Raw genomic sequence first — 26937 nt, 5'->3', positions numbered from 1 at the left:
ATGATAACAATAAATGAAAAATCATATATTAAAAGATTAATAGCAATATTAATCATCATCGGAGCATATTCTTGCTCCGATGATGATTCTGGAGGTTTCGTAGAGGAATCTGAAGAAGAGGAAGAAGAAACTATAGATGAGGAATCAGATTTTGATGGACCTACTTATGATGATGATTATACATCAATTGCATCATGGGAAAATCGATCTTCCTGGAACTTAGCAAATGTTCACGATCCAAGTATAACTAAAGATGGTGACTACTTTTATATGTACCAAACAGATGCATCTTACGGGAATGCACACGAGGGAAATGGTCATTTTCCATACAGAAGATCATCAAATTTGGTAGATTGGGATTTTCAGGGAATGGTATTTTCAGAAGTGCCATCCTGGATCAAAGATTCATTAAATAGTATGCGATCAAATATGGACCCGCCTTTGCCGGCTATAGAAAACCCAACTTATGGTTTTTGGGCTCCTGAAATTGCTGAGGTTGACGGTAAATATAGATTTTATTATAGTGTAGTCGTTACTAATCCTATCGTAGGAAATGACGATAGTGCTTCTTGGACAGAGCGTGCATTTATAGGTTTAGCAGAAACCGACGATCTTGCTTCGAATAACTGGGAAGATAAAGGAATGGTTGTAAGCTCGATTTCGGATGGTTTAGAAACTTATACCAGAACTGGTAGTGGAGATTGGAGTGGCTATTTTAAATATAACGCTATCGACCCCTCTTTTATTAAGGCTGCTAATGGTGATCATTGGTTAATTTATGGTTCTTGGCATTCTGGGATTGCTGCAGTTAAAGTTGACCCATCTACTGGGAAACCATATCAATTAAGTTCTTTAGAGGATTATGGTACGCGCGTTGCCGGTAGAGGTAGCGTAGACCAAAATCGTTGGCAGGCTTTAGAAGGTCCAGAGATTATTTATAATGAGGAGACTGGCTTTTATTATTTATTTCTGGCTTATGATGAATTATCTGTAGCGTACAATACACGTGTTGCAAGATCAGAAAATATTGAAGGTCCATATTTTGGAATTGACGGTGGAAATGTAACCAATGGCGCAGAAGCGTTTCCTGTATTAACACATCCATATCAATTTGATAATCACCCGGGATGGGTTGGTATTGCACATTGTACTGTATTTAAAGATGAAGATACCGGAAAATGGTTTTATTCTTCACAGGGCAGGTTGCCTGAAGGTGTAGAAGGAATCAATGCTTCTAATGCAGTAATGATGGGACAAATTCGAGAAATTTACTGGACTGAAGAAGGTTGGCCGGTAGTAGCACCAGAGAGATATGCAGCGGTTCCAGAGGAAAAAATAGTTAAAGAAGACTTGATCGGAACATGGGAGCAAATCACCTTGCAGTATCAATATAGAACCATGCAAACTTCTGTTGACGTCATTCTTAATGAAGATAACACGCTGGGAGGCGCAATTAGTGGCTCATGGTCTTTTAATGAAGATGCCCAGATATTAAGTATTAACGGAAATAGTTTTATCTTAGATAATGCATGGGATTGGGAGGCATCTCCTAGAAAAACAACAATGACTTATGCAGGTATAGCAAATAACGGCTATTCTGTTTGGGGTAAGAAATCCAGATAATAAAACATCAATGAAATTTAGAATTCTTAGTTTAAAAAGAACAGGTTTAGCATTAGGAGTTATGTTTCTAACTTCAGTAACATTTGCTCAGCAAAGCAAGTTATCACATTTTAAACTTAAGGATGTAAAACTTCAAAATAGCTTATTTGAAGAAGCTATGCATACCGATTTGGAGTATATTATGGAAATGGATCCAGATCGGTTGCTAGCTCCTTTTTTGCGTGAAGCGGGTCTAAGCCCTAAAGCAGAAAGTTATCCCAATTGGGAAAATACCGGGCTCGATGGCCATATTGGAGGTCATTATTTGACAGCTCTTGCTCAGATGTATGCTTCAGCAGGTAGTGAAGAAGCTTTAGAGCGTCTTAATAACATGATTACGGAGCTAAAAAAAGCTCAGGATGCGAATGGCAATGGATACATTGGCGGAATTCCTGAAAGTAACCGAATTTGGAAAGAAATTTCAGAAGGGAACATTAAAGCTGGTGGTTTTAGTCTTAACGATGGCTGGGTACCACTTTATAATATTCATAAAACCTATTCTGGTTTAAGAGATGCTTATCTTATTGCTGGTAATAAGGAAGCAAAACAAATGCTTATAGATCTAACCGATTGGATGATCGATATTACTTCAGATCTTTCTGAAAATCAAATTCAGGAAATGCTTATTTCAGAGCATGGTGGATTAAACGAAACTTTCGCAGACGTTTACAAAATTACAGGAGAAAAAAAGTATTTAGATTTAGCTTATGCTTTTACCCAAAAAGAAATACTTCAGCCCTTAGCGAATAATAAGGACATGCTAAACGGAATGCATGCCAATACACAGATTCCAAAAGTAATAGGTTTTGAAACTATTGCTGCGCTCGATGATAATCAACAATATCATAACGCAGCTTCTTATTTTTGGAAAAATGTAGTCAATAAAAGAACAGTGTCCATCGGCGGAAATAGTGTAAGAGAGCATTTTCATCCCTCAGATGATTTTTCTAGCATGATAAATAGCGTTCAGGGACCAGAAACCTGCAATACTTATAACATGCTAAAGCTGAGTGAAAAGTTGTTTTTAGCGAATCCTGAAGAAAAATATATAAATTTTTATGAGCAGGGATTGTACAATCATATTTTATCTTCCCAGCATCCGGAAGGCGGCTTCGTGTATTTTACACCTATGCGCCCCGATCATTACCGCGTGTATTCCCAACCTGAAACCAGTATGTGGTGTTGCGTAGGTTCTGGTTTAGAAAATCATGGAAAGTACAATCAAATGATTTATACGCATAGCGAGAATGAGCTATACGTAAACCTTTTTATCCCTTCGGAAGTAAATTGGGAAGACAAAAACTTTAAATTAATTCAGACAACTGAATTTCCGAATTCTGAAGAGACTTCATTTAAAATTGAAACCCAAAAACCACAAAAATTAATTATAAATCTTCGTTATCCTTCTTGGGCTGGTAACGGTTTTAAGGTGGAGGTAAACGGAAAAAAAGTGAAATTCGATAAAAAGCCGGGTTCTTATATATCGATCAATAGAAAATGGAAAAATGGAGATCAAATTTCCATGAAATTACCAATGACTATTTCTTCGGAAAGATTACCTGATGGATCCAATTATGAATCTTTAAAATATGGTCCTATTGTACTTGCCGCCAAAACGGGTAAGGAAGATCTAAAAGGCTTATTTGCCGATGCAAGTAGGGGAGGGCATATTGCAGAAGGCGAAAAAATTGCACTTTCAGAAGCACCAATGTTTGTTTTGAATGATATAGAAGATCTAACTTCTAAGGTTACCTCAAATTCAACTGAAAATTTAAGATTTTCAGTTAAGGATGTTTTATACCCTTCAACTTATAGCGATCTAGAATTTGTGCCTTTTTACGAAGTTCACGATTCACGTTACGCCATTTATTTTCCAGTAGAAACTCATAAAAGTCTGGAAGCGATTCAGCAAAAAAGAAAACAGCAGGAAATTGCCGAACGTGAGCTAGAAGAAGCAACGATAGATCTTGTGAATCCTGGTGAGCAACAACCCGAATCTGATCATTTTATTAAATCTGAAAATTCTAATGCTGGCGTAAATAAAGATCGTCACTGGAGAGATGCTTCAGGCTGGTTTAGTTATGAACTTCAGGATGAAAATAATGAAGCCGCTCGAGTGCAAATCACTTATTTTGGTTTGGATGCTAACCGTAAATTTTCAATTTTAGTCAATGGCGAAGTAATTATAAAAGAATCCTTAAAAGGTGAAAAAGGAGAAGATTTTTTCACTAGAGATTATCAACTACCCAAGAAAATTATAGAACAAAAAAACAAAACCCTAACCATTCGCTTTGAAGCAGAAGCAGGCTCTCGTACTGCTGGTATTTACGGCGTAAGATTAATGAAAAAACAATGATGAAAATTTCTAAACTCGTATTATCTGGATTTTTAATAGCTTCTTCAACATTAGCTATCTCACAAGAAGAAAATTTCAATAATCCAATAATTACTGAGAAATATACTGCAGATCCGGCAGCGCTGGTTTATAAAGATTCGGTATACATATATGCTGGGCACGATGAGGCACCGCTAGATCGTAATTTTTATAAGATGGATGAGTGGCTGGTGTATAGCTCTGCAGATATGGTGAACTGGAAAGAACATAAAGTACCTTTAAAAGCGACAGATTTTAAATGGGCTAAAGGATCTGCCTGGGCTGCTCAGGTGATTGAAAGAGATGGTAAGTTTTATTGGTATGTTACTGTAGAACATGATGATAGTCATCCAGGAAAAGCCATTGGTGTTGCGGTTTCAGATTCTCCCGTGGGGCCTTTTAAGGATGCTCGTGGTAGTGCTATAATCACTAACGATATGACTACTGAATATACAGATATTTCTTGGGATGATATCGATCCTACCGTTTGGATCGAAGACAATGGTGATGCTTATTTATATTGGGGGAATACGCAGTTATATTGGGTGAAATTAAAAGATAATATGATTGAATTTGAAGGAGAAATTCAAACTGTAGATCTTCCTCATTTTACCGAAGCGCCATGGATTCATAAAAAGGACGACTGGTATTATTTATCGTATGCCTATAAATTTCCTGAGAAAACAGCGTATGCCATGAGTAAATCTATAGAAGGACCATGGGAGTACAAAGGTATTTTAAATGAAGTTGCTGGAAATTCAAATACCAACCATCAAGCAGTTATAGAATTTAAAGATAAGTGGTATTTTGTTTACCATAACGGAAGTATTCCAACTCACGGCGGAAGTTTCCGAAGATCAGTATGCATCGATAGGCTTTACTATAACGATGATAACACGATTAAAAGAATAATTATGACCTCTGAGGGAATACAGAAATAATATGAAAAATATAAAATATTGCTTATTAGGGATTGTGCTAAACAGCTTTTTTGTTTCGGCACAAATGGTGACACCAACCAACGAAACTATGGTTCACGATCCGGTAGCCATAGAGGCAGAAGGGAAGTATTATATGTTTTGTACCGGTAGAGGAATTTCAATGTTTTCTTCGGAAGATTTAAAAGAATGGAAACATGAAGCTCCGGTTTTTGCTGAAAAGCCATCCTGGACAGATAGTGTGGTGCCAGAGTTTAGAAATCATATTTGGGCCCCAGATGTTGTAGCGCATAATGGTAAATTCTATTTATACTATTCGGTTTCCGCTTTTGCCAAAAACACTTCTGCCATCGGTCTTACAATCAATACTACTTTAGATCCAGAAAGCCCAGATTATAAATGGGAAGATCAGGGAATAATCGTTCAATCTGTTCCTAATCGCGATATGTGGAATGCTATAGATCCTAATATTGTTTTTGATGAAGAGGGAACGGCCTGGATGAATTTTGGGTCATTTTGGGACGGACTCAAATTGGTTAAATTGAGCGAAGATTTAAAATCAATTGCTCACCCAGAAGAATGGTATACAATCGCGAGAAGAGAGCGTTCTTTCGATATCGAGGATAAAAATCCTGGTGATGCAGCGCTAGAAGCACCTTTCATCTTTAAAAAGAATGAATGGTATTATCTTTTTATTTCCTGGGATCTATGTTGCCGGGGTGAAGAAAGTACGTACAAGGTAGTTGTTGGACGCTCTAAATCTGTAAAAGGACCATATTTAGATAAATCTGGTAAATCTCTAGCCATGGGCGGTGGTACTTTAGTAGTCGAAGGGAACGAAAAGTGGTATGGTGCTGGTCACAATAGTGTTTATACTTTTGATGATAAAGATTATATGTTTTTCCATGCTTATGATGCTCAGGATGGTGCAAAACCAAAACTCAGGATTAAAGAATTAAGTTGGGAAAATGAATGGCCAAAGCAGCTAAAACTGAATTAAAAACTCACACGAAAAACAATGAATATGAAGTTTAAATCATTTTTAAATATGTTTTTGATGGTCTTCTCAATTTTTGGAATGACCAGCTACTCACAATTAAATGCACAGCAAACATCTAAAGATAAAAATTATGTAAAATCTAATGATCCTATAGTGCTACAGCGGGCAGATCCCTTTATTTATAAGCATACAGATGGTTATTATTATTTTACTGGTTCTGTACCTACCTACGATGCTATCGAAATAAGAAGAGCAAAAACAATCAAAGGATTACAAGATGCCAAACCATTTAAAGTTTGGAAAAAGCATGAAAGCGGACCCATGAGTCGGCATATTTGGGCACCAGAAATTCATTATTTAGATGGAAAGTGGTACGTTCATTTTGCTGCAAGTGAAGAAGACGATATTTGGAAACTAAGACCTTACGTTTTAGAATGTAAAGGTCAGGATCCACTAAAAGATGAATGGGTTGAACTTGGACAAATGCAGGCAGCAGATGACGATCCTATGAGTTTTACCGATTTTTCTTTAGACGGAACTGTTTTTGAGCATAACGGAAAACGTTACTACTGTTGGGCAGAAAAAACCGGCGGACAGTTCGCAGCTTCTAATTTGTATTTAGCTGAAATGGAATCTCCTATAAAACTGAAAACAGTTCAGTTTATGTTGACCACACCAGATTACGATTGGGAACGTATAGATTTTTGGGTGAATGAAGGTCCTGCAGTCATTAAGAATGCGGGTAAAATTTTCATTACTTTTTCAGCAAGTGCGACGGGAGCTTCTTATAGTATGGGAATGATGGAAGCAGATGAAGATGCAGACTTATTGGATAGAAATTCCTGGAAAAAATCAAGAAATCCAGTATTAGAAACAAACGAAGATAAAGACATCTATGGTCCTGGTCACAATTCTTTTACAGTAGATGAAAACGGAGATCCTTTAATGATTTATCATGCAAGAGATTACGAAAAGGCTGTTGGAGATCCTAAAATGGTGCCAGACTCAGACAAACGATCTTTAGAAGAAATTAAAGCAGATCCATTGTATGATCCTAATCGTCATGCACGGGTAATGGAAGTGAAATTCGATGAAAATGGCAGACCTGTTTTTGAATTATACTAGAGAATTTAACAATATCGAGTTAAATTAGGAGTCGATTAAATTTTAGTAAATTATGATTTAATCGTCAATATTCTTTAGATGCTTCAGTAAAAATAAAATCAATTGAGAATAAGGTGAATTTGGAATATAAAATTCATTTAAAGAGTAGCCTTATTCTTTTGATCTTTTAAGATTAAAGAAATCTTAAAATTATAAGTGTTTTGATTACACTTAATAAAAGTAAAATTATATATTTGTTTCAGACTAAAAGTTAAAATACATGGAAAGTTATGTAATAGGACTTGATTACGGGACAGATTCTGTAAGAGCTGTTTTAGTAGATAGCAAAAGTGGAAAGGAGCTTGCTTCAGACACGTTTTGGTATCCGCGATGGAAAAAACAACTTTTTTGTGATGCAAGTCTCAATCGATTTCGGCAACATCCTTTAGATCATATTGAAGGTCTGGAGAAAACAATAAAAGGAGTCATTGAAAAAAGCGGCGTAAAAGGCGAAGCTGTAAAAGGTATCTGTATTGATACCACAGGTTCTTCTCCTGTACCGGTTACAGAAGATGGAACTCCTTTAGCATTAGTAGATGGATTTACTGATAATCCAAATGCAATGATGATCCTTTGGAAAGATCACACATCTATTAAAGAAGCTAACGAAATTAACGAGTTAGCGGAAAATTGGGGTGGAGAAGATTATACAAAATATGAAGGAGGTATTTATTCTTCTGAGTGGTTTTGGGCAAAAATCACACATATTGTTCGAGAAGATGAAGCCGTTAAAGATGCTGCATATTCTTGGATGGAACATTGTGATATTATGACATATCTTCTTATTGAAGATACCGATCTAGCTTCTTTTAAAAGAAGTAGATGTGGAGCAGGGCATAAAGCAATGTGGCACGAGAGCTGGGGAGGTTTACCTTCAGAAGAATTTTTAGGAAAATTACATCCTTATTGTGCTGCTTTACGATCGAGATTGTATACTGAAACTTATACTTCAGATGAAGTTGCTGGTAATATTAGCAAAGAATGGGCTAAAAAATTAGGACTTTCAGAAGATACTGTAATCGCAGTAGGTACTTTCGATGCACATTCAGGAGCAGTTGGAGCCAAGGTAGAAGAACATGCACTAGTTCGTGTAATGGGAACTTCAACTTGTGACATTATAGTTTCTCCATACGATGTAGTAGGAGATAAAACTGTTAAAGGAATTTGCGGACAAGTAGATGGATCTGTGATACCAGGAATGGTTGGTTTAGAAGCTGGACAATCTGCTTTTGGCGATGTGTTAGCATGGTTCAAAAATGTTTTGTCATGGCCTTTACATCATTTAGTATATAATTCTGAAGTTCTTTCAGAAGATCAAATTAAGGCTTTAAAAGAGGAAGTAGATAAGAACTTTATTAAAGAGTTATCTGCTGAAGCGGAAGCTATAGATATTAATGACAGCATTCCAGTTGCTTTAGATTGGATTAACGGTCGCCGTACTCCAGATGCAAATCAGGAATTAACAAGTGCCATTAGCAATCTTTCTCTAGGAAGTAAAGCTCCTCATATTTTTAAAGCATTAGTAAATTCTATTTGCTTTGGTGCGAAAGAAATAGTTGATCGTTTTAAAGACGAAGGAGTAGAGATTAAATCTGTGATTGGTATTGGCGGCGTAGCGAGAAAATCTCCGTATATCATGCAGACTTTAGCAAATACTTTAAATATGCCAATTAAGATAGCCTCTTCAGATGAAGCGCCGGCTTTAGGATCTGCGGTTTATGCTGCAGTGGCTGCTGGTTTATACGACGATGTTATTACAGCTAGTAAAACTTTAGGAAGCGATTTCGAAGCGGAGTATTATCCTGAACCAGAAATGCTTGTTGAATACGAGAAACAAATGGCAGCTTATAAAGAGTTAAGTCATTTTGTTGAAGAAAGTATCACAAAAAAATAATAGATAATGAGTTCTAAATATCAATCACTAAAGGAGGAATGTTACGAGGCGAATATGCAATTAGATGCATTAAATCTGGTAATTTATACTTTTGGGAACGTTAGTGCAGTAGATCGCAAAGAAAAAGTTTTTGCTATCAAACCTAGCGGTGTACCGTACGCAGAGCTTAAGCCTGAAGATATTGTAATTCTAGATTTCGATAATAACGTTATCGAAGGAGAGATGCGACCATCTTCTGATACTAAAACCCACGCATATTTATATAAGCATTGGGAAAATATAGGGGGAATTGCTCACACCCATGCAACATATTCTGTAGCATGGGCTCAATCCCAGTTAGATATTCCAATTTTTGGAACTACTCATGCAGATCATTTAACTGCAGATATTCCTTGTGCTCCACCAATGAAGGATGAGTTGATTGCTGGTAATTATGAATATAATACCGGTATTCAGATTCTGGATTGCTTCAAGGATAAAGGTTTATCTTATGAGGAAGTTCAAATGGTTTTATTAGGAAACCATGGTCCTTTTACATGGGGACCAACTGCGGCGAAGGCAGTATATAATAGTAAAGTATTGGAAGAAGTTGGTAAAATGGCTTATCTAACTTTACAAATTAATCCTAATGCCCCAAGATTAAAAGATTCTTTAATTAAAAAACATTACGAGCGTAAGCATGGTAAAAATGCCTATTACGGTCAAAACTAATAACCCTAACAAAATAATCAATGGTTGCTATAGAAAGTAAAGAAATCTGGTTTATAACAGGAAGCCAGCATTTGTACGGACCTGAAACTTTAGAGCAGGTAGCAAAAAACTCAAAAGAAATCGTAGAAGGATTAGATACTTCTTCAGAAATTCCGGTTAAAATTGTTTATAAGGACACCGTAAAAACTGAAGATGAAATCGCAGCAGTTATGCGCGATGCTAATAATTCAGAAAAATGTATCGGCTTAGTAGCCTGGATGCATACGTTTTCTCCTTCAAAAATGTGGATTAAAGGTTTAACTTTATTAAGTAAGCCAATTTGCCATTTACATACGCAATTTAATGCTGAAGTGCCGTGGAGTGATATCGACATGGACTTTATGAATCTGAACCAATCTGCTCACGGTGATCGTGAATTTGGTTTTATGATGTCTAGAATGCGTAAAAAACGTAAAGTAGTAGTAGGACACTGGAAATCGGATAGAGTACAAAAGAAACTTGGTATTTGGTCTCGCGTAGCTTTAGGATGGGACGAAATGCAAAATTTAAAAGTTGCTCGTATTGGAGACAATATGCGTAATGTAGCCGTAACTGAAGGTGATAAAGTGGAAGCGCAGTTGAAATTTGGAGTTGCTGTAAATGCATACGATTCTTCTGACGTTGTAGCCAAGATTAATGAAATTACCGATGAGGAACTAAATCAACTTTTAGATACTTACGCTAAGGATTATAATCTTACTGATAGTCTTAAGGAAGGTGGCGATCAAAGACAATCTTTAGTCGACGCTGCTAAAATTGAACTAGGTTTACGTAAATTTTTAGATGAAGGCGGTTTTAAAGCATTTACTGATACTTTCGAAAATCTTGGAGAATTAAAACAATTACCAGGTCTTGCTGTGCAACGTCTTATGGCAGATGGTTATGGCTTTGGTGGAGAAGGAGACTGGAAAACAGCTGCTCTAACCAGAGTAATGAAGGTTATGGCTTATGGCCTAGAAGGTGGAACTTCTTTTATGGAAGATTATACTTACCATTTCACTCCAGAGAAATCTTTAGTAATGGGATCTCACATGTTAGAGATTTGCCCAAGTATAGCAGATGCAAAACCTTCTTGTGAAGTTCATCCATTAGGAATTGGAGGAAAAGAAGATCCTGTACGTTTGGTGTTTAATTCTCCAGCAGGAGACGCAATCAACGCTACTTGGATCGATATGGGAAATCGCTTTAGACTTATAGTAAATGAAGTTGAAGCAGTTGCTCCTGAGCAGGAATTGCCAAAATTACCTGTAGCTAGAGTTCTTTGGGATTGTAAACCAGATCTTGAAGTAGCTGCGACAGCTTGGATTTTAGCTGGTGGTGCACACCATACAGTTTATTCTCAGGCCTTAACTACAGAATATATGGAAGATTTTGCAGATATTGCCGGAGTAGAACTTTTGGTAATAGATGATAATACCAGAATAAGAGAATTTAAAGATACGTTGAATGCAAATGAAGCGTATTACCATCTCTTTCAACATAAAATGTAACTGTTTTAAATTATGAGAAAAATAAAGCATACGGTTTACTTCCTATGTTTATTCAGTTTTCTGTTTTCCCTTACCAATTGTAAGGGAGACGGAAAGTCTGAAAAAACAGAAGAAGAGGTAACCACAACCGAATCCGAAATCGATTTCTTATCTAAAGAAGATTACGGTACAACTGCTGAAGGTGAAAAGGTAGAGCAATATACCTTAACAAATGAGGCTGGGATGGAAGTGAAAATAATCACTTACGGTGGTCGTATAACGTCACTTAAAGTTCCAGATAAAAATGACGAATTTGAAGATGTAATTTTAGGCTTCGATTCATTAAGTCAGTACACTTCAGAGCACCCTTATTTTGGTGCTTTAATTGGTCGATATGGGAATAGAATTGCAGATGGCAAATTCAGCCTGGATGGTGAAGAATATCAACTTCCGCAGAATAACGGAAAAAACTCTCTTCACGGTGGTGATCAAGGTTTTGATAAAGTAATGTGGACAGCAGAAGTTCCATCCGATAGTACTTCTTTAGTACTTAAATATGCTAGTAAAGACGGAGAAATGGGATATCCAGGAAACCTTGATGTTACTGTTACTTATACTCTGAATGAAGATAATTCTCTTGATGTAGCGTATGAAGCTGAAACTGATAAGAAAACTGTTGTTAATCTTACACAACATTCTTATTTCAATTTGACCGGTAATTTTGACGAAACGATTTTAGATCATGAAGTGACTATAGCTGCAGATGAGTTTTTACCTGTAGACGAAACTTTAATTCCTACCGGAGAGTTTAAAATGGTTGAAGGTACTCCTTTCGATTTTACTGAAGCTAAGAAAGTAGGTAAGGAGATTGAAGCTGAAAATAAACAATTAGAATTAGGACAAGGTTATGATCATTGTTGGGTTTTGAATGATCAATCTGAAAGCATGCATTTTGCTGCTTCAGCTTATGATCCAGAAAGTGGTCGTTTTCTAGAAGTTTCTACTACCGAGCCGGGAATTCAATTTTACACAGGTAATTTTCTTGACGGGACTTTACCACGCCAGGGTGGAGAAGGTACTTATGCAAAACGTTCAGGTTTTTGTTTAGAAACACAGCATTATCCGGATTCACCAAATCAGGAAAAATTTCCTTCAGTAGTTCTAAATCCTGGAGAGAAATACAATTCGAAAACAACATTTAAATTTTCTGTAAAATAGTAATATGCAAACATTCGAATTTTTAGACTGGGTCGTTATTGGTGTTTTTTGTCTGCTACTTATAGGAGTTATTGTCTATGTTGTGAGCCAAAAATCTAATAATTCTGAAGACTATTTTTTAGGAGGAAAGGACGCTGGTTGGATCGCAATCGGAACATCGATATTTGCTTCGAACATTGGTTCTGAACATTTAATCGGTCTTGCCGGGGCTGGAGCTTCCAGTGGTATGGCAATGGCACACTGGGAAATCCAGGGATGGATGATACTTATATTAGGATGGGTTTTTGTTCCTTTTTATAGTCGAAGTATGGTATATACTATGCCAGAATTCTTAGAACGTAGATATAATAAAGAGTCACGTACGATTCTTTCAGTTATATCTTTAATTAGTTATGTACTTACCAAAGTAGCCGTAACAGTTTATGCTGGAGGATTAGTTTTTCAGGAAGTTTTTGGTATTGAAACGCTTTGGGGAATTGATTTCTTTTGGATTGCTGCAATTGGATTAGTATTAATTACTGCTTTATATACCATATTTGGTGGAATGAAGTCGGTGTTATATACTTCAATTTTACAGACACCAATCTTACTTTTAGGTTCAGCTATAATTGTTGTATTAGGACTTAAAGAATTAGGAGGCTGGGATGAAATGATAGCCATTACTAGTGCTGTAGAAGTTAATGACTACGGAGATTCTATGGTGAATCTAATAAGAAGCAATAAAGACGAGAACTTCCCATGGTTAGGTGCATTAATTGGATCTTCTATAATTGGATTTTGGTACTGGTGTACAGATCAATATATCGTTCAAAGAGTGCTTTCAGGTAAAAACCTAAAAGAATCTCGACGTGGAACTATATTTGGTGCTTATTTAAAATTATTACCTGTTTTTCTATTCTTAATTCCAGGTATGATAGCATTTTCACTTCACTATCAAAGTGTATCTACAGGAGGAGAAGGTTTCTTACCATTTTTAGATAACGGTGTAGCGAATGCCGATGCGGCTTTCCCTAATTTGGTCGCCAAATTATTGCCTGCCGGAGTAAAAGGATTGGTAGTTTGTGGAATTTTAGCAGCCTTGATGAGTTCTTTAGCTTCTTTATTCAACTCTTCTGCAATGCTATTTACCATAGATTTCTATAAAAAACTGAAACCTGAAACACCAGAAAATAAGTTAGTAAGAATAGGACAAATTGCCACCTTAGTAATCGTGGTTTTAGGTATTCTTTGGATTCCTATTATGCGAAGTGTTGGTGATGTATTGTATACCTATTTACAAGACGTACAATCTGTATTGGCACCAGGTATCGCAGCTGCTTTCCTATTAGGAATTACATGGAAGCGTACCAGCGCGAAAGGCGGTATGTGGGGATTAATTTCAGGTTTGATTATTGGATTAACTCGTTTAGGCGCAAAAGTATATTATAGTAATCTAGAGGTATCTGATGATACAATATTCAAATACCTTTTCTACGACTTAAACTGGCTTTATTTCTGTGGTTGGATGTTCTTATTCTGTATACTAGTAGTGGTAGTCGTTAGTTTATTAACGGAAGCACCAGATACTGCTAAAATAAAAGGTTTAGTATTTGGAACTACCAGTAAAGAGGATGATGATGAAGATCGTAAAAGTTGGAATAAATGGGATGTTATACATTCTGTAGTTATTCTAGGACTAACAGGAGCATTCTACTGGTATTTTTGGTAGAATTGTTTTGATATTTTTAAAAACCGGTAATGTACATTACCGGTTTTTTTATGAGCTATTTCATTGAAATTGAATAAATTGTTTTATTTGCTAAAAGGTTTTATGTATATTTGATTATTACTTTGAATATACAATACACTTAGAGTTTGTAAGTGTGAATTTTACATAAAGGGGAGAGAGGGTAGTGTCTCTCTCCCTATTCTAAGAGCTTCTTCGTACTGTGTCAAAATCGTATTTTCTCAATCTTTTCATTTTTTGAATTTTATTTCCAAAAGCAGTAATTTATTCATATTATAAATTATGTGTTCCGACGGTTAAATAGCTGTATTTATTCAAAAAATTAAGGGTCAAATGAAATAATTTTCGTTTCTTTTAATAAAATTCTATGGATATTTAGGTGTTGTTTATTTCTGTCAAATAGTAAAATTCAGCCGTTTAAATCTAAGAATTTCTAAATGTTACTGGATTGATTATGTCAATATATTAATCTGTTTTCAGAAAATGAAAATCGAATAAACAAACTATAATTTTACGTACTATAACTCTCTATTAAAATGAAAAATAAGCGCTACTCCATTAAAGATATTGCTGCAGCTTTAAATGTATCTGTGACTACAGTTTCGTTTGTGCTGAATGGAAAAGCTAAGGAAAAACGTATTTCAGATCAGGTAGCAAAGAAAATTATCGAATATGCGAAATCAATAAACTATAAACCCAATTTGCTTGCTCAAAGTTTACGTACTGGACGCAGTAAAATTATAGTGGTAATGGTTGAAGATATTTCAAATTACTTTTTCTCTAAAGTAGCGCGTATTATTGAAGATATTGCATACGAAAAGGGGTATAAGGTATTATTTTGTAGCAGTGAGAATGATGATGAGAGATCAAAGGAATTGATTAATTTGTTTAGAGAACGCCAAGTGGATGGCTATATAATAGTGCCTTCTCCCGGCATAGAAAGTGAAATTCAGGATTTAGTAGAAGATGATATTCCTGTAGTTTTATTTGATCGTTACTTTCCCGATTTAGAAACGAACTATGTGATTGTAAATAATGCTGAAGCAGTTCAACATGCAACCAATCGTCTAATTGAAAATTCGTTTAAGAAAATAGCATTTGTAACCATCGCATCAGAGCAAACGCAAATGCAGGATAGAAAAAACGGATATAAAATCGCGTTAGAAGATAACAATCTTAAAGAATTCATTTTAGAAGTTCCTTTTTATGAAAATAATAAGTCAAAAATTAAAGCACTGATTCAAAATTTTCTGAATAAAGAAGACGTAGATGCGCTATTTTTCGCAACCAATTATCTAACTCAAATTGGGTTAGAGGTGATCACGGAATCTTTTCCTGATCTGATGAATAAAATAGGAATAAGTACTTTTGATGATAACGACTTTTTTGAAATTTATTCGCCTTCTATTACCGCCGTATCTCAACCTATGGAAAAAATAGGGCAGGAAGTGATGAATATTATGCTAAAAATGTTGAAAGATCCTAGCGGAAAACCCATTACCAGTCAAAAAGTTCTTTCTACAACCTTAAACGAACGGGATTCATCTACTGGGCGTTAGTAGAGTTTATATATCTAATTTAATGGTTCTTAAATAGACTTTAGAAGCTTGATGACATTATAAAATAGAGATATATTTCACCGATTATAAATTTAAGTTAAAGCGGATCAATGAATGTACTCGTGTGAAACAATGATTTTATATTTGCAAGGATTGTTATTGCCTTTCCAATATGAACTTCCATGATTTACCAAAACAGCCCACAATTTTAAAATCTTATTGGAATGTAGGGAAACTGTTATACGGTGCACTTCTATTATTTATTATAGAAACTCTTTTCTATTATTCTGAATTCCATAAATCCTTAGATTCTGAAGATCTACTGATTATTAGCTTTTGGTTGTGGTGTTTGATGTTCTCTTTTATCCACATGTTTTTGGTACTGGCAGATGTTTGGTCCAGATTTCAAAATTATAAAAGGGTAAAAGATCAATTATTTCGACATGGATTTACTTCAAAAATCGCCAAAAATTATATGGGAAGTAAGTGCCAGCGAATGGCATTTTTGGCAGCCGCAAAAGAGCTTGGCTTAGATAACGATGTCAAACGATATTATCAAAAAAGTGGCGTAGCCTGGTATCATTTTATTCCTATATTTATGCTTAAAGATCCCTTATTTCTCTTCCGAAGATATTTTTGGTCGCGTACATTTTTGGAGCGTTATTATTCCCCTAAATTTGATTTTAGAAACCATCAAAATCTACTTTATTGATTTTAGAGGTAACCAATTTAACCAAAAGATACAAATCTGGTAATGCAGTAGATAACATTTCTATTCAGCTAAAGTCAGGAGGAATTTACGGTTTGCTAGGTAAGAATGGTGCTGGTAAAACCACATTATTTAAACTATTAACGAACTTGATTACGCCAGATGAAGGGTCTCTTAAAATTAATTCGGCTAAATTGAAGCCTATTGGAGCGATTATCGAAAATCCCGGCTTGTATGGTTATCTAAATGCTTACGAGAATCTTAAGATTTTTGCTGAAATTCAAAATGCTCCAAGAAATAATGTAAGTCTTCAAGAATATTTAAAAAATGTCGGACTCCCACTAGATAGAAAAGATGCAGTACGTAATTTTTCTATGGGAATGAAACAACGGTTAGCAATTGCGATAGCGCTTCTAAATGATCCCGAAATTATCATTTTAGACGAACCTTTTTCAGGATTGGATCCTACCGGAGTTTCGTCTTTGATTCAGCTTATCAAATCACTTGCTGCAAATAATAAAGCAGTGCTTATCTCTTCTCATTTAATGAATGAATTACAGAATTGCTGTAATTATTTATACGTAATCGATAATGGGAAAATCGTTAATCAAGGAGACACCAATATATTATTTGAAAATTGTGTTTCAAAATATGTAATTAAAGGAGATGGAATAGAAAAAGCGGAAAATTTGTTACCAAATCTAATTTCTTCAGAAAAAAATAGAATAACGATTGCATGCGCAACTTCTGAAATTTCTGAGGTTTTACAAAAGCTACTTGAAAATGGATTCTTAATTGCAAGCTGCACCCCTCAGGTAACCTTAGATGAGCTTTTAAATCCCATCCGCAATGTTGTATAGGATGTTAAAGATAGAGCTATTTAAGCTCTTCAAAGAAGCAAAAACCTGGTATGCCATTGCTGCGGTATTAATCATAGAATTCATCATCTTTTTTGCGGCCTATTATCAGGGAAGAACTGTTTTAGAACTCTTATTAGATAATTTGAGGCAATCTTTTTATTTTGAAGGGAACCTGCTTAACGGTAACCTTTTACTTTATATAGTATTAAATTCACTTTGGTTTAATCTTCCCTTAATTTTGATGATCGTGAGTTCAGCATTAATTACTGAGGAATATAAAACCGGAACGCTTAAAACGCTTATGCTACAGGCAGTGAGCAAAAAAAAGCTAATTATAGCCAAGTATATTACCTCTCTTATATTTACAATTTTGATGTTGGGAATCTTAATGCTCACAAGTTTTTTACTGGCTTACAGCATTTTTGGTGATGGGGATTTAGTAGTTTATCTGGGAACTTTAAATTTTTTCTCTTCGGAAGAAGCCTTTTTTCGAATCATTTGTGCTTTTGCTTCAGGAACATTAAGTATGATTTTCTTCACTACCGTAAGCATAACTTTGGGAATTTTCCTGAAGGAGCCAACTAAAACCTGGATAGCATCTGCGCTATTCTTAATTCTGTGCTCTATTATTTTAAAAGCAGATTTTGGAATGATGAATGATCTATTATTTCCGAAATTAACTAATTCCTGGCAGCAGTTTTTCAATTACGACTTGGATATAAAGAAAATCGCCTTTAATAATTTACTTCTTTTTATCTATACGTTGTTGTTTGCTGGTTTTGGGATTTATAAATTTAGTAAAAGCGATATTGGATGAAATTGAACATATTTTTCTGCATTTTACTTAGTGTTACTTCAGCTTTAAAAGCTCAGGAAATAGATGAGGATCTATTAGCGATTAAAAAACAAATGGATCAGATTTCTCATTTTACCGCTGATATTGTAATTGATGTGGAAGCCCCTTTTATAAATATGCCATCAAAGAGTGCTACTATGAATTACAATCGTGGTGAGAAAGTAAAGTTTTCTAGCAATGACTTTCTAATCTTTCCTAAACGTGGATTGGATTTTACGTTTTCAGAACTTTTTGAGCATCCATTTATTAGCGTAGATCGAGGCTTCCAAACGGTCGACAATAAAGAATTAAAAGTTTTAAGTATTATTCCGAAAGATGATAAGGCCGATATGGCGATGGCAACTCTTTATCTGGATACTGAAAATAAACATATCATTATTTCAGAAATTACAACAAAAAAACAGGGAAGTTATCGTCTGGATATGAATTACACTTCCGAAGAAATATTACCTAGTTATGTTGAAGTTTCTTTTGCTATCGAGAATCTTAAGATTCCGCTTAATTTTATGGGGAGTGATACCAAAATCGATCGTAAAACCATGCGAAACTCAGATACCAATACAGGTAAGGTAAAACTACAGATAAAAAACTATAAGATTTCAAGAGATTTTAGATAATCTGAAAATGAAATTTTTGGGATTAGTTTTCAATTCTATTTCAAGAATAAAATTGCTACTGACTAATCTTGAATTGAATTACTTTATTCCAAATCGATTATTCACCAAGTCAATAACTATCGTATTATTCATAAAAAGGTCATTCCCAATAACACCTTTTGCATTTTCAGATTCTAAAGTTTTTACTGCAGTTTTTGCTTCCGTAAAAAAGGCTTTTTTGTTGTTTATCGGTAGGTTTAAATCGGCAATTTTAACTGCAGTAGTTATATCGCTTCCTGTAAAGCTTATTTTTTCTCCGAAGGATCTGAGTTGCTTATTTTGTTTAAAGCTTTTATTGGTTAATTTATCAAACAAATTTTTATCTACAGTGGTTAGCGGAAATAGACTAGCCTGAGTACTATACATAAAACGATGGCTATTGCCGCCTGCGATTAGATCTAAATACAGCTGGTTATTTTGGAATTTTAAGGGTGTAAAACTAAAATTCTGTTCTTCCCAGGTTTCAAGTTTATCGGTAATAACTAGGTTTTGAGATTTAAAGTTGATTATAAGAATTTTGCCTTTAATTTCATTGGCACCAATTGTACCAATAAGATCTAGATCATTAAGATCTCCATTATCGCCAAAATTCTGCTGAATAAATAGATTGTCAGATTTTAATTTTTGATCATTTCTGAAAGCTAGTTTGTTGTAAAATACATTATAACCATCTCGATGCTGAATATTCTGACTTAGTTTAGGATATGCTGATGTAATTACTTCTAACGAATCGCCATAAATTACGTTGTGATTAATCCCAAGATCCAATTGCATCTTGAAAGTTTTGTCGATACCTTCAAATTTAACAGGTAAAAGAATAGCGCCGTGATTTATAGTGATGCCATCTTGTTTCAGTTTGAGCCATTGAAAATTGACGGTGTCTGAAGCTATTTGATAATCATCTTCTGAAATTTTCACGTCTTTCTTACAAGCAAAAGCTAAGGAAACGATGATGCTGTAAGCAAAGATTTTAATAGCTGATTGGCGAAACATAGTAACTGAGTTTGATTGATGGCGTTAATTGAAAACTAATATAATATATTTTACATATCAATTATAGCGGGATGAAGAAGAATGGTATATTTTTTACTTACGAAGTATTTTAACGATTCTGTTATATACTATTTCGTTTAAATTCCATTCGTAGCCGTCAAAGTTTGTAGTATTTGTAAATTGAACAACGACCGCATCGATATCATCATGATATTTAGCAATGGTTTGATAACCGGGTATTAAACCGGTGTGGTTATATCGATAAATTGAAGAATAAATGTCTTTTTCTTTTTGATCTTTAAAAACACTACCATCGTTAAGAGCCCTAATAAATTTTCCTACATCTTCTGCGGTAGAGACCATTGAATCTACTTTGTCCGTTTTTAAATCCTGCTCGTAACCAATATAATAACCGCTCATTACATTATTGATATCTACATCTTCAATCGATCCATGAGTATTATTAAGATCTAGCGGATCTAATATATTTTCTTGAATGTAAATAAATGAATCGTACCCTAGCACTCGATTGATAATACGATCAATTAGTAGGTAATTGGTATTAGAATATTCATAATCGTCTCCCGGATCGAACTTAGCAGGTAAATCTAAAACCAACGCCAAGTTTTCATCTGCCGTTTCTTTTGGGGCAGCCCAATACATATAAGTATCGGTATAATTAGGAATACCACTTCGATGCTCTACCATCATTCTCAAAGTAATTTTATCAGCATTTTCTATTCTGTTTTTTAATTCAGGCAAATAATCACTCAATGTTTTATCTAAAGATAGTTTTCGTTCTCGTACTAATTTTGCTACAGTCACTGCTTTATACAATTTGCTTACACTTGCTATTTTGAATAGTGTATTAGGATCGGCCGGAACTTTAGTTGCTCTATTTTTATATCCGGCAGTGTAAAATTCAGATTCGCTATCTTTCTTATCTACATATATAATGATTCCATCAAAACCAAGTTTAATAGCTTCATTCGCCTGTTCCTGAATAGTAGTGGGTAAAGGCATCAACCAGGCTTTTAATAGTATCCACGGAACAAAAAATAAGGAAATAATTGTACCTAAAGCTAAGCCAATGCGCAGTATGTTTTTGGAAGTTTTACGAGACAATTTTAGAAATAAAGATTTTAAAAAGGTTATGAAATTTTAGAGTGATTAAATGTAATAAAAATAATAATTTGAAATGCTAACGAATTTGAGACGGTGCTTGTATTTTTATTAATATAAGTGTTTTAAAAAACTGAAAATTAATAGGTTAGTGGTTTGGTTACTTCATTTTATTCATTAATTATTTCAAAAATAAACCGCAACTTGAAAGTCTCAAGTCGCGGTTTTAAAATGCTTGAGAATTTTTTATTACTTCAATCTTTGAGCTAAAATTTCAGCAACTTTTTCTGAAGATGCAGGGTTTTGTCCGGTAATCAATAAACCATCTTCTACAGCATACGGAGTCCAGGCTTCCTTTTTAGAATAAACACCACCATTCTTCTTCAGCATATCTTCTACTAAGAATGGAACTACATTGGTAAGTTGAACCGCTTCTTCCTCTTCATTTGTAAATCCGGTTACTTTTTTTCCTTCAACTAAAGAAGATCCGTCAGCATTTTTAGTGTTTTTAAACACACCTGGCGCGTGGCAAACTGCGGCAACCGGTTTGTTATGATTATAAAAATCTTCAATTAGGGCGATAGAATTTTTATCTTCAGCTAAATCCCATAACGGTCCGTGGCCACCAGGATAAAATACCGCATCGAAATCTTCCTGATCTACAGTTGCTAACTTCAATGTTTCAGCTAGCACATTTTGTGTAGCTTCATCTTTATAGAAACGTTTTGTAGCAGTGGTTTGAGCGTCTGGAGATTCACTTTTAGGGTCTAATGGCGGTTGCCCACCTTTTGGTGATGCTAAAGTAATCTGAAACCCCTTATCTTTTAGAAGATAGTAAGGAGCTGCAAATTCTTCAATCCAAAATCCGGTTTTTTCTCCGGTTTCTCCTAAATCTTCGTGACTAGTTAATACAAATAATACCTTTTTCATTTCAGTGTTTTTTTTAGGATGTTCGCTTTTACTTTGTGTATTCGAATTTTCTTTTTTTGTGTTTTGACCACAAGAAGAAAATAAAGCAATAGCGAATATCGCTGTTAATACTCGTTTCATTTATTGTTTCAATTGTTTAACAAGTACAAAGCTAAGGGAGAAGTAGAATTTAAAAATTGATGTATGATAAGAAATTACTTTGCGTGGCTTTCTTTTCGTATTCGACTTAAACTTTCTGTAGTTATGCCCAGATACGAAGCGATATGGTAATTTTTTACATTTTGCTCTATATCTGGATAAGACTTTATAAATGCAGAATATCGTTCTTTTGCAGGTTGTGCTAAACTGGCTAATATTCTCTTCTGAAAACTTGCAAAAGCGCCTTCCATTTTTTTTCTGAAGAACGTCTCCAGTTGCGGGATCTCTGCAAATAGGCTTTCCATACTCGCTTTAGAAATTCTATAAAGTATCGCATCCTGAATACACTCAATATTCATAATAGCTGGAGTAGAGGAGAAGAAGGCCGTGTAATCGCTAATCCACCAGTCTTTAATAGCAAATTGTAAGGTATGTTCTTTCCCAGCTTGGTCTATAAAATAGGTTCTCAGACAACCCTCATTTACATAATATTGAAAATGAACTATTTCTTGGACTTTTAATAAAGTATCGCCTTTTTTTAAAGTAATTTTTTCAATTTGATTTTCAATGAGATCAATTTGATGAGGAGAAAAGGATACTCCTTTAAAAATTTCGAATACAATTGAATTTTCGGGTTGCATATAGATTAGTAGAAAACTTTATAATTCAATATTAATAAATTAAATATTGAATTACGGAAATTTAAAAATCCTATTGAGGTAGAATTTTAAATATTTATCTACTTGCAATAATAAAATTGACAGTGTAGTACTAAAGGGTTTAATTTTTAGTCAATTTATTTCGGGAAAAGTACAGTAGCGGAAGATGGGACGCGGACTTGTCAGCTTAACTTTTACTTACTTGTTTTATAAAATTACCTTTTTTTAAATAAAAACTGCTACTTGGGATTAATCGTTGTTGCCTGCAGTTTTACTCGTTAATTAAGTTTTGAATATCCTTTTCTATATCCTCTGAGTAAACAACATATTCTTTTTTTACTTTACCTTCTTTATCAATAAGAAAATATCTAGGAAAACTATCAACTCTATATTTTTCATGAATAGTTTGATCACCAAGTAAATTTGGAAACGTTATACCTTTTTCCTGTATTAGTTTTATAGCATTTTCTTTGTTTTCTGTTACTACTCCAATTACTGAAAGGTCTTCATTATATCTTGTTTTTAATTCCTGTACTTTAGGAAACGATTTTATACATGGACTGCACCAGACTTCCCAAAAGTCTATTAGGGTAACTTTTCCATTTTCAAGAATGAGGTTTTTATTATCATTCTGTAAATAAGGTAAATCAATTTTTGGAAATTGTTTATTTAAAATTGGATTAGGAGTTTGTTTCTTTTCACCAATATATTGAAAATTAGAAATTTTGTTTTTAATATCTGAAACAGAATTTTTAACTTCTTGATTAATTTTTACATTGTTTAATTCGTATTGATACATAGAATTGTTTCCTAGCGATTTTTTGCGGTTTATAATCTTAATAGGAAAGAAATCTTTCTTTCTTAATTCGATTATTTTTTCTCTATCGGTTATTTCATATACTGTATCAGCCTCAAATGAATATTTAAGAATATACTTGTTTTCTTTCTCTAATAATTCCAAGTTTTCATATATAGAGTCGAGTTGAAAGATGTTTTCTACAACCATTTGACCACCAGGACTTCCTAAAACTCCTTTGTGGTAAATAGATTTAAAGCTGTTTTCTTGATCTTTGATTTCAAATGCCTTGCTATTTTCATATAAATTAGCTTTGTCCAAATCGTTTCTTTTACCGTAGAATGAAAAGCCAAACATCTTATCTTGAGGTCTTTTTTCAATGAGTGCATATCCTGTGTTATTCCAAACAAAGCCGTCTGAAAAAGTATCAATTCTTTGCACTTTATACTCTACTTTATCAATGTTTTCTACATGCCGATGGAATTCAGCTATTACATCCTCTAAATTTTTCTTTTTCTCCTTTTGACAGCTACAAAATGTAATAACTGCTAGAAGCATTAATAATATTCTTTTCATTGAATTCTTATAAAAATGTCTAGTCCTAAAATATGGCTACAGGTTAAAATTGATTTACGCTGTTAATTTATACACCATATTTGGTGTTTGATAGTCTAAAGATAAATGTAATCTTATTTCATTATACAAATTAATTGCATTTTTTGTAGCCCTCTTAGCATGTTGTAGGCTATCAAAGGTCTGGTCGAGATAGAATTCGTCTTTTAATATGCCATTTACCCGTTCTGCGATTGCATTTTCGTAGCAATGATTTTCTTCAGTCATACTGATTTCTATGCTATTTCTTTTAAGGATTTGAGTGTATACATTGCTACAATACTGAATACCTCTGTCGGAATGGTGTATTAGCCCGGTAGTATCTTCAGCTTGATATAAAGCTTTGTTAAAAGCTCTCTGACAGCCTTTAAGTTCTAGGCTATTGCTTATATCATAACCAACTATTTTACGACTGTGCATATCTGTAATTAGCGCCAGATAACAAAAGCCCTTTATGGTCCTTATATAAGTAATATCACTTACCCAGACTTGGTTGGGTTTTGTTACTTTGAGGTATTTGATGATATTTTTGTATTTGCGGAACCTGTGCAATGAGTTGGTGGTTCTGGAACTGTATTTTTTTCTAAGTGTAAGCATATTATGTTTTCTAAGAATGTTGAATAAGGTATCCCTACCTATTTTTAAATCGGCATTTGTAAACTCTTTGTCGAGTGATCTGGTCAGTTTTCTAACACCTTCCCTAGGAAGGGATCTGCGCCTTTTCTTGACTATGGCAACAACCTTATTTTCTACTTCTGAACGTTGGTCTTCTCTATGTTTGTATTTATAGTAGGCGTCACGTTTAAGGCCAAAATAGGCTGTTATGGCTGAAAGGGATGCAGATCCTCTGGATTTATGCTTGGCCTTGATCAAGGCTTGATACTTAGTTTTTTTTTAAGTTCAAGCACTGATTTATAGCCCAGCTGTTCTGCTGCCACTTCAAGATAAGAATCTTCTATAAGGGCGTCCATATCCTTTTTCAAAAGAAGTTTCTTCAGCTGTTCAATTTCTTTTTGAAGCTGTTTGATGCGTGTAATCTCATCTTTTGTTTTCACAGTCACTCTGGTGTTCATAAGGTCTTTACGGTTATATTTTTTGATCCACTCGTTGATGGTTGTTGGAGCAATACCGTAAGCTTTACCTAGTTGATACTTGTTTAATTTTCCTGCCGTAAGTTCGTCTAAAATTTTTAGTTTGAACGATTCGGAATACCGTCTGATTACTCTGTCATTTTTATACATAATGTTTGAAATTATGTAGCCTTTATTCAGGACGAGTCAATATTACCGCTAACGTGTTTGTGTATGGTTAGTTGCGTGGTTAAGCAACTAATTTAGTAAACAAAAACGAACGTGAGAAAATTCCGAAGGAATTTTCCAAATAGGCAACGACCAAAGCAATTAATTATACACGTTGTTGTGCGTAGGCTTTTGTTTCATTCAGTTCCACGGCTTTCATTAATATATTGTCAATATGTCGAGTCGATATTTTTCTATTAAATTCGTTTTTCAATTTGTTTTTTTGAGCAAAACATTTATAAAAAAAGGATGCGTATTCTTTATCAGCATTTTCCGAATTAATTTGTTCTTTGTATTTATATTGAAATTTCGTCTTTAAAAGTCCAATTGCTTTTACAGCTCTTGTATCATAAATAAAAAATAAGTGAGGAAGATGGAAATGTAAATATTTTGAAGAAAAAGATCTTTTGTTTTGCTCTGTTAATTCCTTAATCAAACTAGTTAAATAAAAATGAACTTTTAAAATTTCGGGAATATTTTTTTCGTCCAGTTCTGTTTCAGATTTCAGTTTTTCTAAATAAAAATCCAATTTTGATTTTTTAAATTCAGGTGCAACTTTGTCAATATAAAAATTATCGTTTTGTTCCTCTTTGGTTTTATTTTTTCTTCTTTCAATTGCAGCTGCATAAGTTCGACCAATTAAAACGGTTTTTCCAATAATTTTGTCCGTTTGTGTATGAGTGAAATTTTCTCTGCACATTGAGTAAAGAATTTCGTTGCTAAAATCCCATTCAGAACGTTCGGTTTTGTCAATAAATTCTTTGTCAATCATCATAATTTAGTCGAATTACCTGTTGTGAAATTTGCTGTTTTTAGCTTACGCACAACGGTTTGGGTTATGATTATGTTGCGTGAAAATCCGCTAGGATTTTCAATTGTGTAACTAAATTTAGCAAAAAGTCTTGAATTTTCGATAGAAAATTCAGTAGCAATTAATTATAACCATTGTTGCCAGCTTTGCCGACACGTTCTGCATAGTACAATTCAATAATTTTTTCCATTTCTACATTTTAAAAATAATTAATAAATCTATCAAATTTCAATTATTAATTTTTATCAAATAGGGCAGAAAAAAACTTTATAAATATTGATTTTATTATTTATATTTTCTCGGGTTCTGCTTTCTTGCTTTTTGTATTTTTTCAAAGAGTTATTGGTTCATCGCTTCGTTTTTAGAACTGAGTAAGTTTTTCTTTTGTTCTGAATATTTTCTTTAAAAACCAATCTTAAAATATAGATTTTCGATTGTTTTATATTCGTCAATTTTAGATTGTCAGTACTGACAAAAATTTAAGGAAATGAATCTCAATTTTATAGATTTTGAATCCTATTAACCTTCAATTCTTTTAAATAATATTCGGTTTGACTGAGTTTCGGAGGCATTTCTGGCAACGTGTTTATATATGACAAGTAGCGAGCAAAAATGAGTTAATTTTCGATTTGTCACAAGCCAAAACTTTTGCGTTTTGATTTTTAATTTTAGTTCAAAAAGCCAAATCAAAAGATTTGGCGACTAACCAAATATACTGAAATTTCCGGTTTAGAAAAGACTTA

At 34.1% G+C, this 26937-nt stretch carries 23 protein-coding genes; 15 read left to right on the top strand and 8 right to left on the bottom strand.

From position 1 onward, the window contains the following. The 15 genes from QWY91_RS05150 (at window position 1) to QWY91_RS05080 (ending at window position 18796) form a co-directional block, all read left to right on the top strand. A complete protein-coding gene (locus QWY91_RS05150) occupies window positions 1-1623 on the top strand; it encodes an arabinan endo-1,5-alpha-L-arabinosidase (RefSeq protein WP_290232289.1) in 1623 nt (540 codons plus the stop codon). A gap of 10 nt (window positions 1624-1633) precedes the next feature. Next, a complete protein-coding gene (locus QWY91_RS05145; RefSeq protein ID WP_290232288.1) occupies window positions 1634-4018 on the top strand; it encodes a glycoside hydrolase family 127 protein in 2385 nt (794 codons plus the stop codon). Next, a complete protein-coding gene (locus QWY91_RS05140) occupies window positions 4015-4977 on the top strand; it encodes a glycoside hydrolase family 43 protein (RefSeq protein ID WP_290232287.1) in 963 nt (320 codons plus the stop codon). The genes QWY91_RS05145 and QWY91_RS05140 overlap by 4 nt, the downstream gene beginning before the upstream one ends. Window position 4978: 1 nt before the next feature. Next, window positions 4979-5974 (top strand): arabinan endo-1,5-alpha-L-arabinosidase, encoded by a 996-nt coding sequence (locus QWY91_RS05135; protein ID WP_290232286.1) that lies wholly within the window; start codon window positions 4979-4981, stop codon window positions 5972-5974. A 24-nt stretch (window positions 5975-5998) separates the two neighbouring features. After that, window positions 5999-7099, top strand: a complete 1101-nt coding sequence (locus tag QWY91_RS05130; RefSeq protein WP_290232285.1) for a glycoside hydrolase family 43 protein — start codon at window positions 5999-6001, stop codon at window positions 7097-7099. Between the two features lie 259 nt (window positions 7100-7358). Further along, complete coding sequence (locus QWY91_RS05125) at window positions 7359-9032, top strand: ribulokinase (protein WP_290232284.1); 1674 nt, start codon at window positions 7359-7361, stop codon at window positions 9030-9032. 6 nt (window positions 9033-9038) lie between these two features. Next, on the top strand, window positions 9039-9743 hold the full coding sequence (locus QWY91_RS05120) for an L-ribulose-5-phosphate 4-epimerase (RefSeq protein WP_290232283.1): 705 nt from the start codon (window positions 9039-9041) through the stop codon (window positions 9741-9743). A 20-nt stretch (window positions 9744-9763) separates the two neighbouring features. After that, complete coding sequence (araA, locus tag QWY91_RS05115; protein ID WP_290232281.1) at window positions 9764-11272, top strand: L-arabinose isomerase; 1509 nt, start codon at window positions 9764-9766, stop codon at window positions 11270-11272. A gap of 12 nt (window positions 11273-11284) precedes the next feature. Next, window positions 11285-12469 carry an aldose epimerase family protein gene (locus tag QWY91_RS05110; protein ID WP_290232279.1) on the top strand — a complete coding sequence of 395 codons (1185 nt, stop codon included), beginning with the start codon at window positions 11285-11287 and terminating at the stop codon, window positions 12467-12469. Window positions 12470-12473: 4 nt separating this feature from the next. Next, window positions 12474-14177 carry a sodium:solute symporter gene (locus QWY91_RS05105; protein ID WP_290232278.1) on the top strand — a complete coding sequence of 568 codons (1704 nt, stop codon included), beginning with the start codon at window positions 12474-12476 and terminating at the stop codon, window positions 14175-14177. A gap of 554 nt (window positions 14178-14731) precedes the next feature. Then, a complete protein-coding gene (locus tag QWY91_RS05100; protein WP_290232276.1) occupies window positions 14732-15754 on the top strand; it encodes a LacI family DNA-binding transcriptional regulator in 1023 nt (340 codons plus the stop codon). A gap of 172 nt (window positions 15755-15926) precedes the next feature. Further along, the gene (locus tag QWY91_RS05095; RefSeq protein ID WP_290232274.1) at window positions 15927-16466 is read left to right on the top strand and encodes a hypothetical protein; all 540 of its coding nucleotides are present in this window, start codon (window positions 15927-15929) and stop codon (window positions 16464-16466) included. Further along, a complete protein-coding gene (locus QWY91_RS05090; protein ID WP_290232272.1) occupies window positions 16463-17323 on the top strand; it encodes an ABC transporter ATP-binding protein in 861 nt (286 codons plus the stop codon). The genes QWY91_RS05095 and QWY91_RS05090 overlap by 4 nt, the downstream gene beginning before the upstream one ends. A 1-nt stretch (window position 17324) precedes the next feature. Beyond that, window positions 17325-18140, top strand: a complete 816-nt coding sequence (locus tag QWY91_RS05085) for a DUF2705 family protein (RefSeq protein WP_290232270.1) — start codon at window positions 17325-17327, stop codon at window positions 18138-18140. Next, window positions 18137-18796 carry a hypothetical protein gene (locus tag QWY91_RS05080; protein WP_290232269.1) on the top strand — a complete coding sequence of 220 codons (660 nt, stop codon included), beginning with the start codon at window positions 18137-18139 and terminating at the stop codon, window positions 18794-18796. The genes QWY91_RS05085 and QWY91_RS05080 overlap by 4 nt, the downstream gene beginning before the upstream one ends. A 78-nt stretch (window positions 18797-18874) precedes the next feature. Here QWY91_RS05080 and QWY91_RS05075 read toward each other — a convergent pair whose 3' ends face one another. The 8 genes from QWY91_RS05075 to QWY91_RS05040 all read right to left on the bottom strand — a co-directional run bounded on the left by QWY91_RS05075 (window position 18875) and on the right by QWY91_RS05040 (window position 26158). Then, on the bottom strand, window positions 18875-19828 hold the full coding sequence (locus QWY91_RS05075; RefSeq protein WP_290232267.1) for a hypothetical protein: 954 nt from the start codon (window positions 19826-19828) through the stop codon (window positions 18875-18877). Window positions 19829-19921: 93 nt separating this feature from the next. Continuing rightward, on the bottom strand, window positions 19922-20953 hold the full coding sequence (locus tag QWY91_RS05070) for a serine hydrolase domain-containing protein (RefSeq protein ID WP_290232265.1): 1032 nt from the start codon (window positions 20951-20953) through the stop codon (window positions 19922-19924). A 246-nt stretch (window positions 20954-21199) separates the two neighbouring features. Further along, window positions 21200-22000 carry a type 1 glutamine amidotransferase domain-containing protein gene (locus tag QWY91_RS05065; RefSeq protein ID WP_290232263.1) on the bottom strand — a complete coding sequence of 267 codons (801 nt, stop codon included), beginning with the start codon at window positions 21998-22000 and terminating at the stop codon, window positions 21200-21202. Window positions 22001-22074: 74 nt separating this feature from the next. Next, window positions 22075-22659 carry a Crp/Fnr family transcriptional regulator gene (locus QWY91_RS05060; RefSeq protein ID WP_290232261.1) on the bottom strand — a complete coding sequence of 195 codons (585 nt, stop codon included), beginning with the start codon at window positions 22657-22659 and terminating at the stop codon, window positions 22075-22077. A 289-nt stretch (window positions 22660-22948) separates the two neighbouring features. Next, window positions 22949-24049 carry a TlpA family protein disulfide reductase gene (locus QWY91_RS05055; RefSeq protein WP_290232259.1) on the bottom strand — a complete coding sequence of 367 codons (1101 nt, stop codon included), beginning with the start codon at window positions 24047-24049 and terminating at the stop codon, window positions 22949-22951. Between the two features lie 54 nt (window positions 24050-24103). Continuing rightward, window positions 24104-24958, bottom strand: a complete 855-nt coding sequence (locus tag QWY91_RS05050; RefSeq protein WP_290232257.1) for an IS3 family transposase — start codon at window positions 24956-24958, stop codon at window positions 24104-24106. Continuing rightward, a complete protein-coding gene (locus QWY91_RS05045; protein ID WP_290232255.1) occupies window positions 24955-25326 on the bottom strand; it encodes a transposase in 372 nt (123 codons plus the stop codon). The genes QWY91_RS05050 and QWY91_RS05045 overlap by 4 nt, the downstream gene beginning before the upstream one ends. A 163-nt stretch (window positions 25327-25489) precedes the next feature. Beyond that, window positions 25490-26158 carry a hypothetical protein gene (locus QWY91_RS05040; protein WP_290232253.1) on the bottom strand — a complete coding sequence of 223 codons (669 nt, stop codon included), beginning with the start codon at window positions 26156-26158 and terminating at the stop codon, window positions 25490-25492. Between the last annotated feature and the right edge of the window lie 779 nt (window positions 26159-26937).

The organism is Zunongwangia endophytica (assembly GCF_030409505.1).
GTDB classification, from domain to species: Bacteria; Bacteroidota; Bacteroidia; order Flavobacteriales; family Flavobacteriaceae; genus Zunongwangia; species Zunongwangia endophytica.
The sequence above is the reverse complement of the archived record's forward strand: the minus strand, read 5'-3'. Positions and strand labels throughout refer to the sequence as shown.

What these genes read in the sequence shown, in the direction of transcription:
- QWY91_RS05150 (WP_290232289.1), top strand. Translation starts at nt 1, where the DNA reads ATGATAACAATAAATGAAAAATCATATATTAAAAGATTAATAGCAATA.
- QWY91_RS05145 (WP_290232288.1), top strand. Translation starts at nt 1,634, where the DNA reads ATGAAATTTAGAATTCTTAGTTTAAAAAGAACAGGTTTAGCATTAGGA.
- QWY91_RS05140 (WP_290232287.1), top strand. Translation starts at nt 4,015, where the DNA reads ATGATGAAAATTTCTAAACTCGTATTATCTGGATTTTTAATAGCTTCT.
- QWY91_RS05135 (WP_290232286.1), top strand. Translation starts at nt 4,979, where the DNA reads ATGAAAAATATAAAATATTGCTTATTAGGGATTGTGCTAAACAGCTTT.
- QWY91_RS05130 (WP_290232285.1), top strand. Translation starts at nt 5,999, where the DNA reads ATGAAGTTTAAATCATTTTTAAATATGTTTTTGATGGTCTTCTCAATT.
- QWY91_RS05125 (WP_290232284.1), top strand. Translation starts at nt 7,359, where the DNA reads ATGGAAAGTTATGTAATAGGACTTGATTACGGGACAGATTCTGTAAGA.
- QWY91_RS05120 (WP_290232283.1), top strand. Translation starts at nt 9,039, where the DNA reads ATGAGTTCTAAATATCAATCACTAAAGGAGGAATGTTACGAGGCGAAT.
- araA (WP_290232281.1), top strand. Translation starts at nt 9,764, where the DNA reads ATGGTTGCTATAGAAAGTAAAGAAATCTGGTTTATAACAGGAAGCCAG.
- QWY91_RS05110 (WP_290232279.1), top strand. Translation starts at nt 11,285, where the DNA reads ATGAGAAAAATAAAGCATACGGTTTACTTCCTATGTTTATTCAGTTTT.
- QWY91_RS05105 (WP_290232278.1), top strand. Translation starts at nt 12,474, where the DNA reads ATGCAAACATTCGAATTTTTAGACTGGGTCGTTATTGGTGTTTTTTGT.
- QWY91_RS05100 (WP_290232276.1), top strand. Translation starts at nt 14,732, where the DNA reads ATGAAAAATAAGCGCTACTCCATTAAAGATATTGCTGCAGCTTTAAAT.
- QWY91_RS05095 (WP_290232274.1), top strand. Translation starts at nt 15,927, where the DNA reads ATGAACTTCCATGATTTACCAAAACAGCCCACAATTTTAAAATCTTAT.
- QWY91_RS05085 (WP_290232270.1), top strand. Translation starts at nt 17,325, where the DNA reads ATGTTAAAGATAGAGCTATTTAAGCTCTTCAAAGAAGCAAAAACCTGG.
- QWY91_RS05080 (WP_290232269.1), top strand. Translation starts at nt 18,137, where the DNA reads ATGAAATTGAACATATTTTTCTGCATTTTACTTAGTGTTACTTCAGCT.
- QWY91_RS05075 (WP_290232267.1), bottom strand. Translation starts at nt 19,828, where the DNA reads ATGTTTCGCCAATCAGCTATTAAAATCTTTGCTTACAGCATCATCGTT.
- QWY91_RS05065 (WP_290232263.1), bottom strand. Translation starts at nt 22,000, where the DNA reads ATGAAACGAGTATTAACAGCGATATTCGCTATTGCTTTATTTTCTTCT.
- QWY91_RS05060 (WP_290232261.1), bottom strand. Translation starts at nt 22,659, where the DNA reads ATGCAACCCGAAAATTCAATTGTATTCGAAATTTTTAAAGGAGTATCC.
- QWY91_RS05055 (WP_290232259.1), bottom strand. Translation starts at nt 24,049, where the DNA reads ATGAAAAGAATATTATTAATGCTTCTAGCAGTTATTACATTTTGTAGC.
- QWY91_RS05045 (WP_290232255.1), bottom strand. Translation starts at nt 25,326, where the DNA reads ATGTATAAAAATGACAGAGTAATCAGACGGTATTCCGAATCGTTCAAA.
- QWY91_RS05040 (WP_290232253.1), bottom strand. Translation starts at nt 26,158, where the DNA reads ATGATGATTGACAAAGAATTTATTGACAAAACCGAACGTTCTGAATGG.